Below are 14,045 nucleotides of genomic sequence, written 5' to 3'. Positions count from 1 at the left end.
GGGGAATAAGCAACATGAATCAATTGAAGAGCACAATGGGGGCAATTCGAGAAGGATGGCTTGGTCTCAGCACTCCAAAGAAAGCAGGGCTGATCACAGCGCTCCTTTCAATCTTTCTTCTTGTTTCAGGACTCTCTTATTATTCCCAACGCGTGGAATACACAACTTTATTTTCCGGCTTGGAAGAGGCAGATGCAGGCATAATCGTAAATGATCTGGAAGCAAAAGCGATCTCTTATAAGCTTGAGGATAACGGGAGAACGATTCTGATCGATGACACGCAACTTGATAAATATCGGATTCAACTGGCTGTCGATGGGATGATGCCGGAGACCTCGACAGGTTTCGAAATTTTTGATGAGACGAGCATGATGGCGACGGACGAGGACCGCAACATCATGTACCAACGGGCGGTGACAGGGGAATTGGAACGTGCCATCACCTCTCTCCAATCCGTTGAGTCAGCCAAAGTCATCTTATCCATTCCAGAGGTGAGTGTCTTTGGGACGGAACAACCGGAAGCCAGTGCATCCGTTGTGATCGCGACTAAGGGTAATCAACAGCTATCTTCTGCCACGATTCAAGGGGTAGTCTCGTTGGTATCTGGTGCGGTAGAAAATTTACCGACCAATAACATCAAAATCGTCGACAAAAGTGGGAACATCCTGGGAAACGCAGCAATGGCAGGTTCGGATGACTACTCTCCTGAGTTGGTTACCCGGTACAACGCAATCGTCACAAATTACGAACAGCAATTGCAACAGAAATTGATGGCAGCACTCGCGCCAATCTATGGGATGGACAATCTATCCATCGCTTTGACTGCCGAGATGGATTTTGATTCTCTGGAACAAGAAATCGTGAATTATGGAGATGCGGCGGTTCGAAGTCAGAATGTTGCAGCTACCGGTGGAACCGTTGATGTGAATGAAGCGGCAGGGGAGACTGCGAATGATAACACGATAAACTCTGTCATCTCGGGAGAAGACGGAGGGCAGTCATCCTACGAACAGACGATCAATAATGAGTTGGATTCGACTACTACTGTCCGTGTAAGCGCTCCAGGGACAATCACGAGATTAACCGCAACAGTTGTTTATAACGGAACACTGAGTGACGAGCAAAAAGCCCAATTGGACAGCATCACCAAAACAACGATCGGATATACAGTAAATAATACGCGGACAGATGAGGTTCAAGTGGAAGGGATTCCGTTCCTTGCTACTGATGAGGCTGCGGACACAATAGTCGACACTGAGTTAGGACTTGCCTATTACCTAAAAGAGTATGGTTTGTATATTGCGGCGGGTATAGCTGGGCTGTTTATCCTGTCTCTGATCGCTTTCATTTTCCGCAACAGTAAGGAAAAGAAATACCGCGCGTTTGATGAGGAAATGGCTAATGCAACACGCATTGTTGAAGAAAAAAAGGTTCCTCAACCACCTTCTGTGAACAATCTGGAGGATGATTTGTTTGATTTCACTCAAAATCCTAGGTTCATGCGGGATGCAAAAGTAAAGGATTACGTGAAAGCAAATCCGGAAATGTCTGCAGAAATGATAAAAATATGGATGAAAGATAAGTAGGTGTTATAAAAGTGAGTGATATAGCTGGTGTCAAGAAGGCGGCAATTTTGCTTATCTCGTTAGGAACAGAAATCTCTTCAGAAATAATGAGGCAACTGCCTGAAAGCTACATTCAAAAAGTAAGCTACGAAATAGCGAATATCGATTATGTCAATCCGGACGAAGTGGATGAAATTGTCACCGAATTCTTGGAAATGGCACAAGCGAGAGAGCATGTCATAGATGGCGGTGTGGACTACGCTCGAAATTTGTTGAATACGGCCTTGGGAGCGCAACGAGCAAAAGAAGTCATTGACATGCTGAACCAAATCCAATTACGGGAACGACCGTTTGACATAGCGAGAAAAGCCGATCCACAGCAGTTGACGAATTTGCTTTTACAAGAGCAACCGCAAACAGTAGCTTTGATTCTCTGTTATATGCAGCCTGACAAAGCGGGGATGATTCTATCTCAATTCTCTTTAGAAAAACAATCTGAGATTGCGGAAAGAATCGGCAGGATTACACGCACTACACCTGCAGTAATCGAAAAAATCGAAAAAGTGATTGAGGCCAAATTTTGGAATTTCATCAATAATGAAACGGAATCAGTTGGTGGTGTTCATACCTTGGTCGAAATACTCAACTCGGTTGGTCGAAGTACCGAAAAAAATATTATCAATATGTTAGAGGAGAAGCAACCTGAATTGGCAGATGAAATCAAGGCCAACTTGTTTACGTTTGAAGACATCGTCAGCCTGGAGCGTGAGGATGTCCAAAAAGTTCTCCGTGAAGTGGATAATGACCAATTGGCCTTGGCGCTCAAAGGCGTATCGGAAGAAATCAAGAAATTCATTTTCCAAAACCTGTCCAGCCGTGCCGTCGAAACCTTACAGGAAGAGCTGCAGTTTATGGGACCGGCCCGCTTATCTGCTGTAGAAGAAGCGCAACAGAAGGTTGTTTCAGTCATCAGAAGGCTGGATGATGTTGGAGAAATTTACTTAAGAAGAGGTGAACAAGATGCCATCATCTCATAATATCATTAAGTCGCATCAATGGAGGTCGGATGAAACAACTTCAGATATCGACACAAAATTATCTGTGAGCCACAAAGTGTCATTGCTCTCAGCCACCAAAAAAGGGATGAATGAAAACCGAAAAGCCGATACCACCAACCCTTTCGCTGCTCAAGCGGATCAGATTGAACTATTGTTGCTGGAGGCCCAGGAAGAGGGACAAAGCGTCATTGCTCAAGCGGTTGAAGAAGCAGACCGCATCAAGCAGAAGGCAAAAGAAGAAGGGCTGCTGCAAGGGAAAGAATTGGGCAGGCAAGAAGGCTTTCTAGCCGGCTATGAAAAAGGTCGGCAAGAGGGATTAGCGACAGTGTCCAAAATCCGGGCAAGCCTGCTGAATCAATTGAAAGAGACCGATATACTTGTATCGGCCTATTATCAAAAAAATAAAGAGGCGATTATAGAACTGGCTGCGCAGATGGCCGAACAAATCGTGCACCATTCGATTGATCTTGCCGATGAAAAAATCATGCTTCTGCTCGATCCGATCCTAAAAAGAATGGAAAAAAACGAGCCATTCATTACGATTACGGTGCGTCCGGAAGATGCTGAAGCGACCAAATCAAACGTCGCCGAGCACGGAACGGATGAATTTACTGCGCGGTATGTCGTTTTGAGCGATGACACATTGGAAAAGAATGGCTGCATCATTGAGAGCAGCCGTTCCATCATCGATCTGCAGATAAAGAAACAACTGGCTGCAATTGTCACAGATTTGAATATTCTGGGAGATGCTAGCCATGTTTGAAATTCCTTTTGAAACGTATCATAAACAAATCAAAAAAAAAAAATTCTATCTAAAAATGGGCAAGGTCAGTCAAGTCACGGGACTGATCATCAGAGTAGAGGGTCTGGAAGCTTTTATTGGTGAAGTTTGCGAGATTCAGATCAAGTCGACCGGGACCACTGTCTTGAGCGAAGTGGTCGGCTTTGTGGATGCAACCGTATTACTGATGCCACTTGATGAAATCGATGGAATAGGACCGGGCTGCTTGGTGCGTCCAACCGGAAAGACACTTCAGATTGAAGTCAGTGATGAGCTGTTGGGAACCACACTGGATGGTTTGGGAAGACCGATGGATCAAACGAAGCAATTGAGTGGTGTTCCATTCAAAGTGAACAGAAGCGCACCAGATCCATTCACGCGCAACCGAATAGAGCGGGTCATACCTACCGGAATCAAAGCGATCGATGGGCTGCTTACAATTGGTGAAGGACAGCGTGTGGGTATCTTTGCAGGTAGTGGGGTCGGGAAAAGTACCCTGTTAGGGATGATCGCACGATACTGCGAAGCGGACGTCATTGTGATCGGCCTCATCGGAGAGCGTGGACGTGAAGTGTTGGAATTCATTGAAAAGGATTTGGGTGAAGAAGGCTACCGTAAATCGGTGGTCGTCTGCGCTACTTCAGACTCTCCGCCGTTGGTCCGGCTAAAGGGTGCGTATGTTGCCACCGCGATAGCAGAGTACTACAGGGATCAAGGGAAAAAAGTGATTTTGATGATGGACTCCGTGACGCGTGTCGCCATGGCACAAAGAGAAATCGGATTGGCTACAGGAGAACCGCCGACATCGAAAGGCTATACGCCGTCAGTGTTCACCGTGCTTCCGAAATTATTGGAGAGAAGCGGCATGTCCGAGCATGGTTCCATTACTGCCTTTTACACAGTATTGGTTGAAGGGGATGACATGAACGAGCCAATCGCAGATGCGGTTCGAGGAATTTTGGACGGACACATCATCCTTTCGAGAAAAATTGCCGCAGAGAATCAATATCCGGCAATCGATGTCCAAAACAGTGTGAGTCGTTTGATGAAAGATATCGTTCCGGAATCCCACAGCCGTGCAGCCGGAATGCTGAAAGAGAATATGGCCATCTATGCAGAAGCGAAGGACTTGATCGATGTAGGTGCCTATCGGAAAGGGAGCAGCCCTGAAATTGATCGGGCTATTTCGCTTGCACCCGTCATCAAAAACTTCTTGAGACAGCGCGTGGATGAACCGCATTCTCATAGTGAGATTGTGACTACTTTGCAAAATTTATTCAAATGATCAGAAAATCAAGGTGATATAGGTGAAAAGACATCAGTTCTCAATGGAAAAAATTCTGGAGTGGCGAATCACTGAAGAAGAGAACGCAAGGAAATCCGTTCTCCATGCCCAAAATCAGATGCAACAGCAGCAGCAACAACTCAGGCATCTGGTTAATGAAAACACAAAATTGAAGCACGAACAAATGAAGTTGACGGAGATACACACTTTGAGGTATAACCATCACCTCAAAGGACTGATCGACGAAAAAATAGTCATCCAAAAAAATGCGATCGATCAAGCGCAAAGTGACATGGATCAGCTTCAAGAAGCGTTGCTACAAGCGCACAAAGACCGCAAAATAATGGAAAAATTAAAAGAACGCGAAAGTGTGCAGGTGCTTGCGCAAGTAAAAAGTGAAGAACAAAAGGAACTTGACGAAATCGCTACCCTACAGTATAAAAAAAGCTACTTTTAAGTCGATATAGTATAGGGTGGGTATCGAAAGGAGGTGAAACGATGATTCCTGGTGCATCATCCGGAATTTCGGCGCAAGTTCTCAATCCGGCTCAGTCATCTGCCACAAAAGCAGACGGTTTAATTTTTGACAGTGTTTTATCAGGCATGATAAAAGGCAAAGAACCAGCGACTTCCACGCAAGACGAGCCAACTGTTTCCCCGGAAATGAAGGATTCGGAAGAGAGCGCTGATCAGGAAGCAACAGAACAGGGCTATTTGAATCTCTTCCCCTACAGAATCCTTCAGGATGGGAAAGATACGGTATCGGTCAGGAATGTTCCGACAGAAGAAAAAGCAGATCAGACGGGAACGTGGCTCGTCAGCGTGGCAGAGAAACAGCAAGTGATAACGGATAAACTTGGCTACTCTGCGCCTGCAGTAGAGACGCCTACACGATCTGAGGAGATTGAAGCTAAACCACACCTGGGAAGCCTACCTCTTTCGGACGCCGCTATCACATCCACTTCCGGCGCAAGCGGATCGCAAGCGGATGAGCAGACATCCATTCCAGAAAGCATTGGGATCAGGGAACACGGAGAAAAAGAGCGCTATCCGGCCAAGGTTGATACTCGGAGCCAACAAGCTGATTATTCTTTGGCAGATCCTGAAATCCCCCTAGAAAAGAAATCAGGGAATAGCTTGATTTCTGATGATCAAGTACCTGCGGATGATCTGTTGAAAGATACAGCCACAATGCCTTGGGCGTATAAAATGAGACAGCCTGAGCGTACGTTTCCCTTACAGGAAAGCAGCCCGACTGATGACTCCTTGACGAACTTTCCGGACAAGTCAGCAAAAGTAGATGCTGATCCGTATCCGGATTTGCAACTCGGTGAACAGTCCACTGAACTGCAAATCAAGGAAACAACCATTCGACAACCGATTGCTGATGAAGAAGAAAATATAGACCAACCGGAAGCAGCGGGAAAAACACCGAATTTAAATGAAAATAAAGCACCTTTAAATCAAGGACCAATTACCCGTGAACTAGCCACAGAGAATGTGTTTGGACACAAACCTTCAAAAGTCACTGCATCTCATATCGAAGACATCCAAAAGACAATCGAAATGCAGATAGAAAAAACGACTGTATCGGGCAATACAGTCGTTAAAATACTGCTTACTCCCGATAATATCGGAGATATCCATGTGCAGCTGATTAAAACGAAAGACAGCATCACGGCCGTCCTGCATGTCCAGGATACAGAAACGAAAGGGCTGTTGGAGGATCAATTGCCACTATTGATGGAGCCCTTCAAACACAGTATTCCTGATAGTCCGCTGTCACTCACTGTTGTTGCAGACGCAAGTTTAGCTTTTTCCTTTTCAGAAGGAGCTGATCCCGGCCAGCGGAAAATGGAACGGCAAGAATCCAGAAAAAGAACAGCGAAAGAAAAGACAGAAACAAAACAAAAACCAACGACGAAGCAGTCTTCAAGAGGTCTGAGTTTATTGGCATAAAGAGGAGGTGAACAGAAAATGGATATCACATCAAATTTTACGATCGGATCGACAGAACAGTTGGTGAGCAATAAGAGTCAAAGCAATTCTGACCTTTCCATGGACGATTTTTTACAGATCATGGCTGCAGCCATTAAAATGCCTGCCATGTCAGAAGAAGGGGGAAGCAGTAGCGGCTCCACAGATTACATGACCCAAATGATCCAATTCAGTACGATGGAACAGTTGAAGGATTTGACTGAATCATTGAACACGACCATGTTGATGACCCAACAACAACAGGCATTAGCAATGATCGGGAAAACTGTCACTGTGACTGGGGAAGCGAGCATCGTCACAGGAGTAGTGGATAAGGTGAAATTTGCAAATGGATTTGCAACTGTGATGATCGGAGGAAAGGACTACTATTTGAATGACATACAGTCGATTGGAGAGTAACCGGATGGATATAAGAGCGAATGCCGATATCAAAAGTGTTGAGCCACTCCGACAGAATAATAAGAAACAACAAATATCAAGTGAGTTCCAAACAATCATGCAAGAGGCGCTGAGCCAAAGCACAGATGACAAAGAGTTGAAGATTTCCAACCATGCTCAAAAACGTCTGGATCAAAGAGGATTCTCATTGGCGGGTGAAGATATGAGTAACCTGAGCCAAGCGATGGATGAACTGGATGACAAAGGCTCAAAAAATTCTTTATTATTTTATAAAGACATGGCTTTGATCGCAAGCATCGACAATCGAACGATCATCACCGCATTGAATCAGAATGAATTGGATACAGTGATGAACATCGACAGCACGAAGTTCATCAAAGATTAAAGCGGCCGGACCGATAAGGAAGCCGTGAGATCCTTGAATGACTGATAGGATCAAGAAGTTAACTACTAGGAGGAAATCAAATGTTAAAATCATTATACTCTGGCGTCACAGGCATGAAAAACTTACAAACAAAGATGGATGTAATCTCAAATAATATAGCTAACGTAAACACCACTGGATTCAAGCGCGGAAGGGTACGTTTTGAAGATATGATCAGCCAATCGATTGCGAGTGCCCAAGAAGGCATAAATGCGAAGCAAGTTGGACTCGGTGTCCAGACAAGCGCCATCGATACAATCATGAGTGGCGGCTCTTTGCAAGCGACGGGGAGGGAACTGGATTTTGGGATTGAGAACGGGGACAGCTCTTTCTTTGTAGTGAGTGGAGATGGAGGAGTCAATAATCAGTATACACGCGATGGCGGTTTCTACCTTGATGCCGAGAATAATTTGGTGACGAGTGCTGGTTACAGTGTTATGGGCGTAAACAATACTGAGCCGGATGGGACTGAAACGCTGGAAAAATTGAGTATACCTGCTTATATCCAGGTCAACGCTGATGGATCGATTTCAGCATCAGACAGCGTCCCGGATGGAGCAACCAACGTTTTCGGTTTGAATAGTCATTCCATTGACAGTAAAGGTGTTATTACCGGAAATTATGGGAATGGAGAATCCTATGTAATCGGACAAGTCGCTTTAGCTAAGTTCGCGAATGCCGCTGGTTTGGAAAAAGTAGGCGGTAATCTGTACAGTGAATCAGCAAACTCTGGTGCTCCAGAGCTGGGTTTTCCAGCAGATGATAGCTATGGCGTCATCCGATCAGGCTTTTTGGAAATGTCAAATGTCGATCTCGCGAATGAGTTTACAGAAATGATCATTGCCAACAGAGCCTATCAAGCAAACTCAAGAAGCATAACAACTTCTGACTCGATGTTGGAAGAGTTATTGGCATTGAAACGCTAAACTTCAAGTTGAAATGAGGAGAGTCCATGATAGCTTTAACCAGTGTTTCAGGCGAGGCATTTTTTTTGAACTGTGACTTAATTTACCGTATCGATGAAATGCACGATACGATAATTACCTTGTCCGATGGTCAGCATATTCGAGTGAGCGAACCGGCAAACCAAATAGTGGAAAAAATAGTGGACTATAGGAGAAAAATTTATCTTGCTGTACCGGAGGTTGGGAAATGAAAATAAAGAAAAATCCGATCCCCCTAATGGCTCTTGTCATAGGGGTAGCTTTAATTATCTGGTCCATTAATCAGGGCGGAAGTATTGGTGGCTTTATCGATGTACCATCTTTAATCATAACTTTAGTGGGCTCATTCTGTGCCTTGCTGATCAGCTTTCCATTTTCTGATATAAAAAAAATTCCAATTATATTCAAGAAAGTGATCAGTACATCCAAGGAGGATAAAAATGATCTGATTCAAAAGTTCACAGAACTCTCTCGTTTGTCCCGTAGTAATGGGATTTTGACTTTGGAACAAGAAATCAGCCGAATAGACAATCTGATATTACGGGATGGCCTTCAAATGGCAGTGGATGGGATGGATCCTATCGATATCAAAAGTATTCTGGAAATAAAAATCACAAATATGGAATCGAGGCATGGAGTCGGACAAGCAATTTTCCTGAAGTGGGGAGAGCTGGCTCCTGCGTTCGGCATGATTGGAACATTGATCGGTTTGATAAATATGTTAAGTCAGTTAAGTGATCCCAGTACAATAGGGAGTGGAATGGCAGTAGCTTTGATAACGACTTTCTATGGAAGCTTTTTTGCTAATTTATTATTTATTCCTATAGCGACAAACCTTAAAATGCAGACCGAATCCGAGTTGGAAGTTTGTGACATGATCATCGAGGGTGTCCTATCTATTCAAGCGGGGCAAAATCCTAGAACAATCGAACAGAAATTGAATGGATACCTGGAAAACAAGCCTGCAAAAAATAGTAAGAAAAATAGGAATACGAACGTTCCTGCTGTTCAAAGTGAGGTAAATTAATATATGAGGAAAAAGCGGAAACGAGCTCCTGAATCAGGGGGGGCTCCGGAATGGATGACAACATTCTCAGATTTGATGACGCTTTTACTGACTTTCTTCATTTTGCTGTACTCGATGTCCAGTGTCAACAATGAAAAGTTCTCACAAGCCGCAGATTCTTTAAAATATTCATTTGTAGGATCTGGTCAAAATAGTATTTTGACTGGAGGGCAATGGGTCCCTGAGGAAAATGAGAATGCCGCAACTGGAGATTCCGCATCCATATTAGAAATGGAGGCAGCAGCTATTGAAGCGGCAAAAGCAGAGGACGCTCAGGCTGAGTTGTTTGCCACTGAAGGGCAAACGATGATTGCGGTGGATCCAGAAGTCATCAAAATGTATCAAGAAGTCAAAGATTTTGTCGAAAAGAATGGATTGTCCGAAGAAATCAGTATGAGCATGGATGCAGATGGTGTCTACATGAACGTGAAGGCAGCAATCTTGTTCACTCCGGGCAGTGCGGTCATAACTGAAAGTGGCACAGCGGCTTTACAAAAAGTAGCAGAATTAATCGGTAATTTTGAAAATAAGGTCGTGATTGAAGGGCATACAGATAACATTCCCCACCACGATCAAAAATTTGAGAGTAACTGGGAATTATCGGCTGGCAGAGCCATTGCCGTTCTCAGACACTTGGCTGAACAACGAAGTATTGACCCCGCACGTTTATCCGCTGTCGGCTACGGAGAATACAATCCGCTTGTTCCAAATGACACAGCTGAACAGCGTGCTGAAAATAGAAGAGTCAATATTGTGTTGGTCTATGAACCGGAGGGGGCAGAATAATGGAAAAAGAAGCGCAGTTGCCTAAAAAAAAGAACGTTCCGCGGCTCATTCTGATAGCTGTGATTTCGGTGGCTCTGATGATCGGTGGAGGAACAATCGGTTCTTTGATAACGAGCGGGAAAGCCAAAGAATGGATCACTAGCTTCAATAAAAAAGAAGTAGAGAGCATCCTGGTTCCCCAAGAGGAATTTGTTGTGAATTTAAAAGCCAATGATGGCACGTTGGGTGATTTTTTAAAAATCGAAATGTCCGTAGAAACAAATGATAAAGAGAAAGAAACAATTCTGACTGAAAAGGCGGCAATTGTGCGCGATGCGATCATCAGCGTGCTCAGAAATAAATCTACAGCCAACATTTTTGATGAATCTGAAGGTGTCTTAGTCATCAAGCACGAGATCATTTCGAAAATCAATCAAAGTTTGGGTTCGGAAGTTGCGAGTGATTTATACATTACAAATATTGTCATGCAATAGCAAATTGGAAGGTGTGCGTCAAGGAAATGGAAAATGAAATATTATACATCGGGAAAAGTTTTATCGTGTTGATTTTTGTTATTTTTGCCATAAATTACCTGTTGAAACTATTGGATCGATTCGTCAATAAAAACGGCAAATACATCACCATGATAGAGCGCATCCCATTGAACCGCACATCTTCTCTTTGTGTCGTTAAAGTAGCTGATTCCTATTTTTTGATGAGTTGCACAGATTCAAAGAATGAAATTTTAAAGGAATTGAACATTGAGGAGATAAAAGAAGAAAAAGCAGTTTTGGACCCAATGCAGCATAAAAAATTCGGTCCAAAAAGCCCAGTATTATTTGATGAAGTTGATGAGGGTGGCAGAATTTCACGAAGAGGGATGAGAAAATAGGATGGTGAAAAAAGGGATTGTCACAAGCGGCGTTGGATTGTTATTTCTGACATTTCCTCAAAAAGTTCATGCGGCGGAAATCGTAGACACGGTTCAAAATGCTCTGGGCGGGACATCGGATGCTGTAAAAATGTATGTGTTGATAGGTCTTCTGAGTGTCATACCGGCATTTTTGATATTGACTACGTGTTTTACGCGGATCATCATTGTCTTTTCTTTTTTGAGAAGTTCGTTAGGCACACAGCAAAATCCTCCCAATACTGTCTTGATAGGCTTGGCGGCCTTCTTGACATTTTTTATCATGAGGCCAGCCTATACGGAAGTTTACCATGAGGCGGCGGTTCCGTTGATGGAGGATCAGATCGGCATCGAAGAGTTCTTTTATATAGCAGAGGACCCGATCCGGGACTTTATGCTGAAGCAGACGAGGGAGAAGGATCTTACCCTCTTTCTGGATCTGCAGGGGGATGACATGCCAACCAATACGGGAGATGTAAGTTTGCTCAGTCTCATTCCGGCCTTTGCGATCAGCGAATTGCGGACGGCCTTTACGATCGGGTTTTTGATCTTCATTCCCTTTCTGGTGATAGACATCGTGGTTGCAAGTATTCTGATGTCCATGGGGATGTTCATGTTGTCGCCGGTAATGATTTCGTTGCCGTTTAAGTTACTTCTGTTCGTCTTGGTGGATGGTTGGTATTTGGTCGTTGAGTCGCTGGTATTAGGTTTTCAATAGGGGTGCATGAATGTCGATAGAAAAAGTTTTAGATGTTTTGAGAGAAGGCTTCATGACCATTCTGATAGTTGCCGGACCGACGCTGGCCATCGCCTTGGTGGTAGGCTTGATCATCAGTATTATTCAAGCAGCAACACAGCTGCAGGAACAGACATTGAGTTTTGTTCCAAAAATATTGGCCGTAATCGGAGCCTTGGTTGTGTTCGGCAATTTTATGCTGAACGCATTGATCGCTTATACAGAAAAAATATTCGAGTTGATCGCTGGATTGTGATGGCTAAAGGATGCTGATTACATTACAGAAACTCATATTGATCTTTATGCGGATAGGTTCTTTCGTTTTTATAAGTAAGGGATTTTCATTCAAAGGTGTACCAACTGTTGTGAAGATTGCCATTTCTTTGGGCTTGAGTTTGCCGGTTTACATCATGATACCCGCCATGGAGTCCGAGCTGGGTTTGGTGCAACTGGCGCTTTTCGCGCTGAAGGAATCGTTGGTCGGCTTGGCGCTAGGCTATATCACAAACCTCTTCTTTTATGCGGTTGAGATAGCCGGGAATTTTGCCGATTTCCAGGTCGGTTTTTCGATGTCTGCAGTCTTTGATCCTGCTTTAGGGTTCCAGGCTTCTTATTTCGGGAAAATATATTATTGGATGGCGCTGTCCATCTTCTTTTTTACGGATATGCACCATCATGTCTTGAGGGCATTGGTGTCCGGATTCGCGGTTTTCCCCATCGAGGCGTTTTCCGTAGGGGATTTTGGAGTGAAAGGGATTGTCACTCTGTTCTCGATGATGTTTGAGATAGCGTTGAATCTCTCGGCCCCTATCGTTATTGCGGCCTTGTTGACGGAAGTCGTTTTGGGAGTGCTCTCTCGGACTGTGCCTCAGATAAATGTGTTGATGCTTAGTATGCCTTTAAAGATTCTGGTCAGTATGTCACTTATGCTGGTTCTGTTGCCTAATCTGATGGACAGCATGACAGAAATGCTGCCATTGATGGTGAAATACATGACTGAATTTATCCAGTCACTAAGCTGATGAAGAGGTGATCATGTGAGTGAGAAAGATGGAAAGACTGAGAAACCCACCCCCAAAAAGCTGAAGGATGCCCGAAAACGTGGAGAGATAGCCAAGAGCCAAGAATTCAATTCCGCCTTTACTTATATCATGTTCATGATGTTCGCGATCGCGCTATCTACGCATACCCTTCAATACGGGTATGTTTATCTGAAAAGTGAATTTGCGGTTGTTTATGATGTGGGTGGCCTTGAAAATAATCTCAATGATATCGGGATGAAGGCTATCTTATACATATTCATCTTAGCGGGACCGTTCTTAGTAATTGCTTTTATAGGGGCTTTGATTGCAAATATCATCCAAACAGGATTATTGTTCTCAACAGAAGCCCTAAAATTTAAAATGAGCCGACTGAACCCGGTGAGTGGTCTTAAAAATATGTTCAGTAAAAAGGCGCTATTCACTTTGATCAAAAATATTCTTAAGATGATCCTGATTGGTTACGTCTGTTACATATCGTTCGAAAAATCGGGTTACTACATCATCAACTCGTCTGCAGTGGGGACCGAAAAACTCTATTTTTTGATTCTGGAACTTGTCAAAGATATCAGCACGAATCTTGCCATCTTGTTGTTTCTTTTAGGGATGGTGGATTTCATCTATCAAAAATATGACTATAAAAAGAATTTGAATATGACCAAACAAGAAATAAAAGATGAATACAAAGAATCAGAAGGCGACCCCTACATAAAATCATTAAGACGTCAAAAATATAAACAATTCAGTAAACAAATGCTGAAGGATGTTGAGTCTGCGACCGTCATCATCACAAACCCAACGCACTTGGCGATTGCCGTGCGTTATGATAAAAAACGCGACCAAGTGCCCGTAGTCGTCGCCAAAGGTGCAGACTATGTGGCGGAAAAAATCAGGGAAGCAGCCAAAAAAAATAATATTCCGATTATGGAAAACAAACCAGTGGCACGCGCCATGTACCGATCAGTTGAGATCGGTCAGCCGATACCATTGGACTTTTATGAAGCGATAGCTGAGATGATTGCGTTGATCTATCAGATCGATGAAAGCAACAAGAGGAAAATATAAGTGAGAGAA

General features: G+C 43.7%; 18 protein-coding genes. All 18 read left to right on the top strand.

Annotated features, from left to right (window positions below; translation table 11 throughout):
* The first annotated feature begins 14 nt into the window (after positions 1–14).
* The gene (fliF, locus tag BM184_RS09685) at positions 15–1,586 is read left to right on the top strand and encodes a flagellar basal-body MS-ring/collar protein FliF (protein ID WP_086943586.1); all 1,572 of its coding nucleotides are present in this window, start codon (positions 15–17) and stop codon (positions 1,584–1,586) included.
* An 11-nt stretch (positions 1,587–1,597) separates the two neighbouring features.
* Positions 1,598–2,602, top strand: a complete 1,005-nt coding sequence (gene fliG, locus BM184_RS09680; RefSeq protein ID WP_086943587.1) for a flagellar motor switch protein FliG — start codon at positions 1,598–1,600, stop codon at positions 2,600–2,602.
* Positions 2,586–3,386 carry a FliH/SctL family protein gene (locus BM184_RS09675; RefSeq protein WP_086943588.1) on the top strand — a complete coding sequence of 267 codons (801 nt, stop codon included), beginning with the start codon at positions 2,586–2,588 and terminating at the stop codon, positions 3,384–3,386. The genes fliG and BM184_RS09675 overlap by 17 nt, the downstream gene beginning before the upstream one ends.
* Positions 3,379–4,689 carry a flagellar protein export ATPase FliI gene (gene fliI, locus BM184_RS09670; protein WP_086943589.1) on the top strand — a complete coding sequence of 437 codons (1,311 nt, stop codon included), beginning with the start codon at positions 3,379–3,381 and terminating at the stop codon, positions 4,687–4,689. The genes BM184_RS09675 and fliI overlap by 8 nt, the downstream gene beginning before the upstream one ends.
* Before the next feature lie 22 nt (positions 4,690–4,711).
* Positions 4,712–5,146, top strand: a complete 435-nt coding sequence (gene fliJ, locus BM184_RS09665; protein ID WP_143091133.1) for a flagellar export protein FliJ — start codon at positions 4,712–4,714, stop codon at positions 5,144–5,146.
* 41 nt (positions 5,147–5,187) lie between these two features.
* Complete coding sequence (locus BM184_RS09660; RefSeq protein WP_086943591.1) at positions 5,188–6,648, top strand: flagellar hook-length control protein FliK; 1,461 nt, start codon at positions 5,188–5,190, stop codon at positions 6,646–6,648.
* An 18-nt stretch (positions 6,649–6,666) separates the two neighbouring features.
* Positions 6,667–7,086, top strand: a complete 420-nt coding sequence (locus tag BM184_RS09655; protein ID WP_086943592.1) for a flagellar hook capping FlgD N-terminal domain-containing protein — start codon at positions 6,667–6,669, stop codon at positions 7,084–7,086.
* 4 nt (positions 7,087–7,090) lie between these two features.
* Positions 7,091–7,471: a hypothetical protein gene (locus tag BM184_RS09650; RefSeq protein WP_086943593.1), complete on the top strand. Its 381-nt coding sequence runs from the start codon at positions 7,091–7,093 to the stop codon at positions 7,469–7,471.
* 80 nt (positions 7,472–7,551) lie between these two features.
* Positions 7,552–8,436, top strand: a complete 885-nt coding sequence (locus BM184_RS09645; protein ID WP_086943594.1) for a flagellar hook-basal body complex protein — start codon at positions 7,552–7,554, stop codon at positions 8,434–8,436.
* A 26-nt stretch (positions 8,437–8,462) separates the two neighbouring features.
* Entirely contained in the window at positions 8,463–8,666 is a 204-nt protein-coding gene (locus BM184_RS09640; protein ID WP_086943595.1) for a flagellar FlbD family protein, read from the top strand.
* Complete coding sequence (locus tag BM184_RS09635) at positions 8,663–9,481, top strand: motility protein A (protein ID WP_245830768.1); 819 nt, start codon at positions 8,663–8,665, stop codon at positions 9,479–9,481. The genes BM184_RS09640 and BM184_RS09635 overlap by 4 nt, the downstream gene beginning before the upstream one ends.
* A 3-nt stretch (positions 9,482–9,484) precedes the next feature.
* Positions 9,485–10,306: a flagellar motor protein MotB gene (locus tag BM184_RS09630; protein WP_086943596.1), complete on the top strand. Its 822-nt coding sequence runs from the start codon at positions 9,485–9,487 to the stop codon at positions 10,304–10,306.
* The gene (locus tag BM184_RS09625; protein ID WP_086943597.1) at positions 10,306–10,779 is read left to right on the top strand and encodes a flagellar basal body-associated FliL family protein; all 474 of its coding nucleotides are present in this window, start codon (positions 10,306–10,308) and stop codon (positions 10,777–10,779) included. Before BM184_RS09630 ends, BM184_RS09625 begins: the two co-directional genes overlap by 1 nt.
* A 26-nt stretch (positions 10,780–10,805) precedes the next feature.
* Entirely contained in the window at positions 10,806–11,177 is a 372-nt protein-coding gene (locus BM184_RS09620; RefSeq protein WP_086943598.1) for a flagellar biosynthetic protein FliO, read from the top strand.
* A gap of 1 nt (position 11,178) precedes the next feature.
* Positions 11,179–11,913: a flagellar type III secretion system pore protein FliP gene (gene fliP / locus BM184_RS09615; protein ID WP_086628581.1), complete on the top strand. Its 735-nt coding sequence runs from the start codon at positions 11,179–11,181 to the stop codon at positions 11,911–11,913.
* Positions 11,914–11,923: 10 nt separating this feature from the next.
* Positions 11,924–12,187 carry a flagellar biosynthesis protein FliQ gene (fliQ, locus tag BM184_RS09610; RefSeq protein ID WP_086628582.1) on the top strand — a complete coding sequence of 88 codons (264 nt, stop codon included), beginning with the start codon at positions 11,924–11,926 and terminating at the stop codon, positions 12,185–12,187.
* 10 nt (positions 12,188–12,197) lie between these two features.
* A complete protein-coding gene (fliR, locus tag BM184_RS09605; RefSeq protein WP_086943599.1) occupies positions 12,198–12,953 on the top strand; it encodes a flagellar biosynthetic protein FliR in 756 nt (251 codons plus the stop codon).
* Positions 12,954–12,968: 15 nt separating this feature from the next.
* Positions 12,969–14,036 carry a flagellar biosynthesis protein FlhB gene (gene flhB, locus BM184_RS09600; RefSeq protein WP_086943600.1) on the top strand — a complete coding sequence of 356 codons (1,068 nt, stop codon included), beginning with the start codon at positions 12,969–12,971 and terminating at the stop codon, positions 14,034–14,036.
* Positions 14,037–14,045 lie beyond the last annotated feature (9 nt).

Origin of the sequence: Trichococcus pasteurii, from assembly GCF_900112935.1 — a bacterium.
Classification (GTDB): domain Bacteria; phylum Bacillota; class Bacilli; order Lactobacillales; family Aerococcaceae; genus Trichococcus; species Trichococcus pasteurii.
This window is presented reverse-complemented; position numbering and strand designations above follow the sequence as displayed.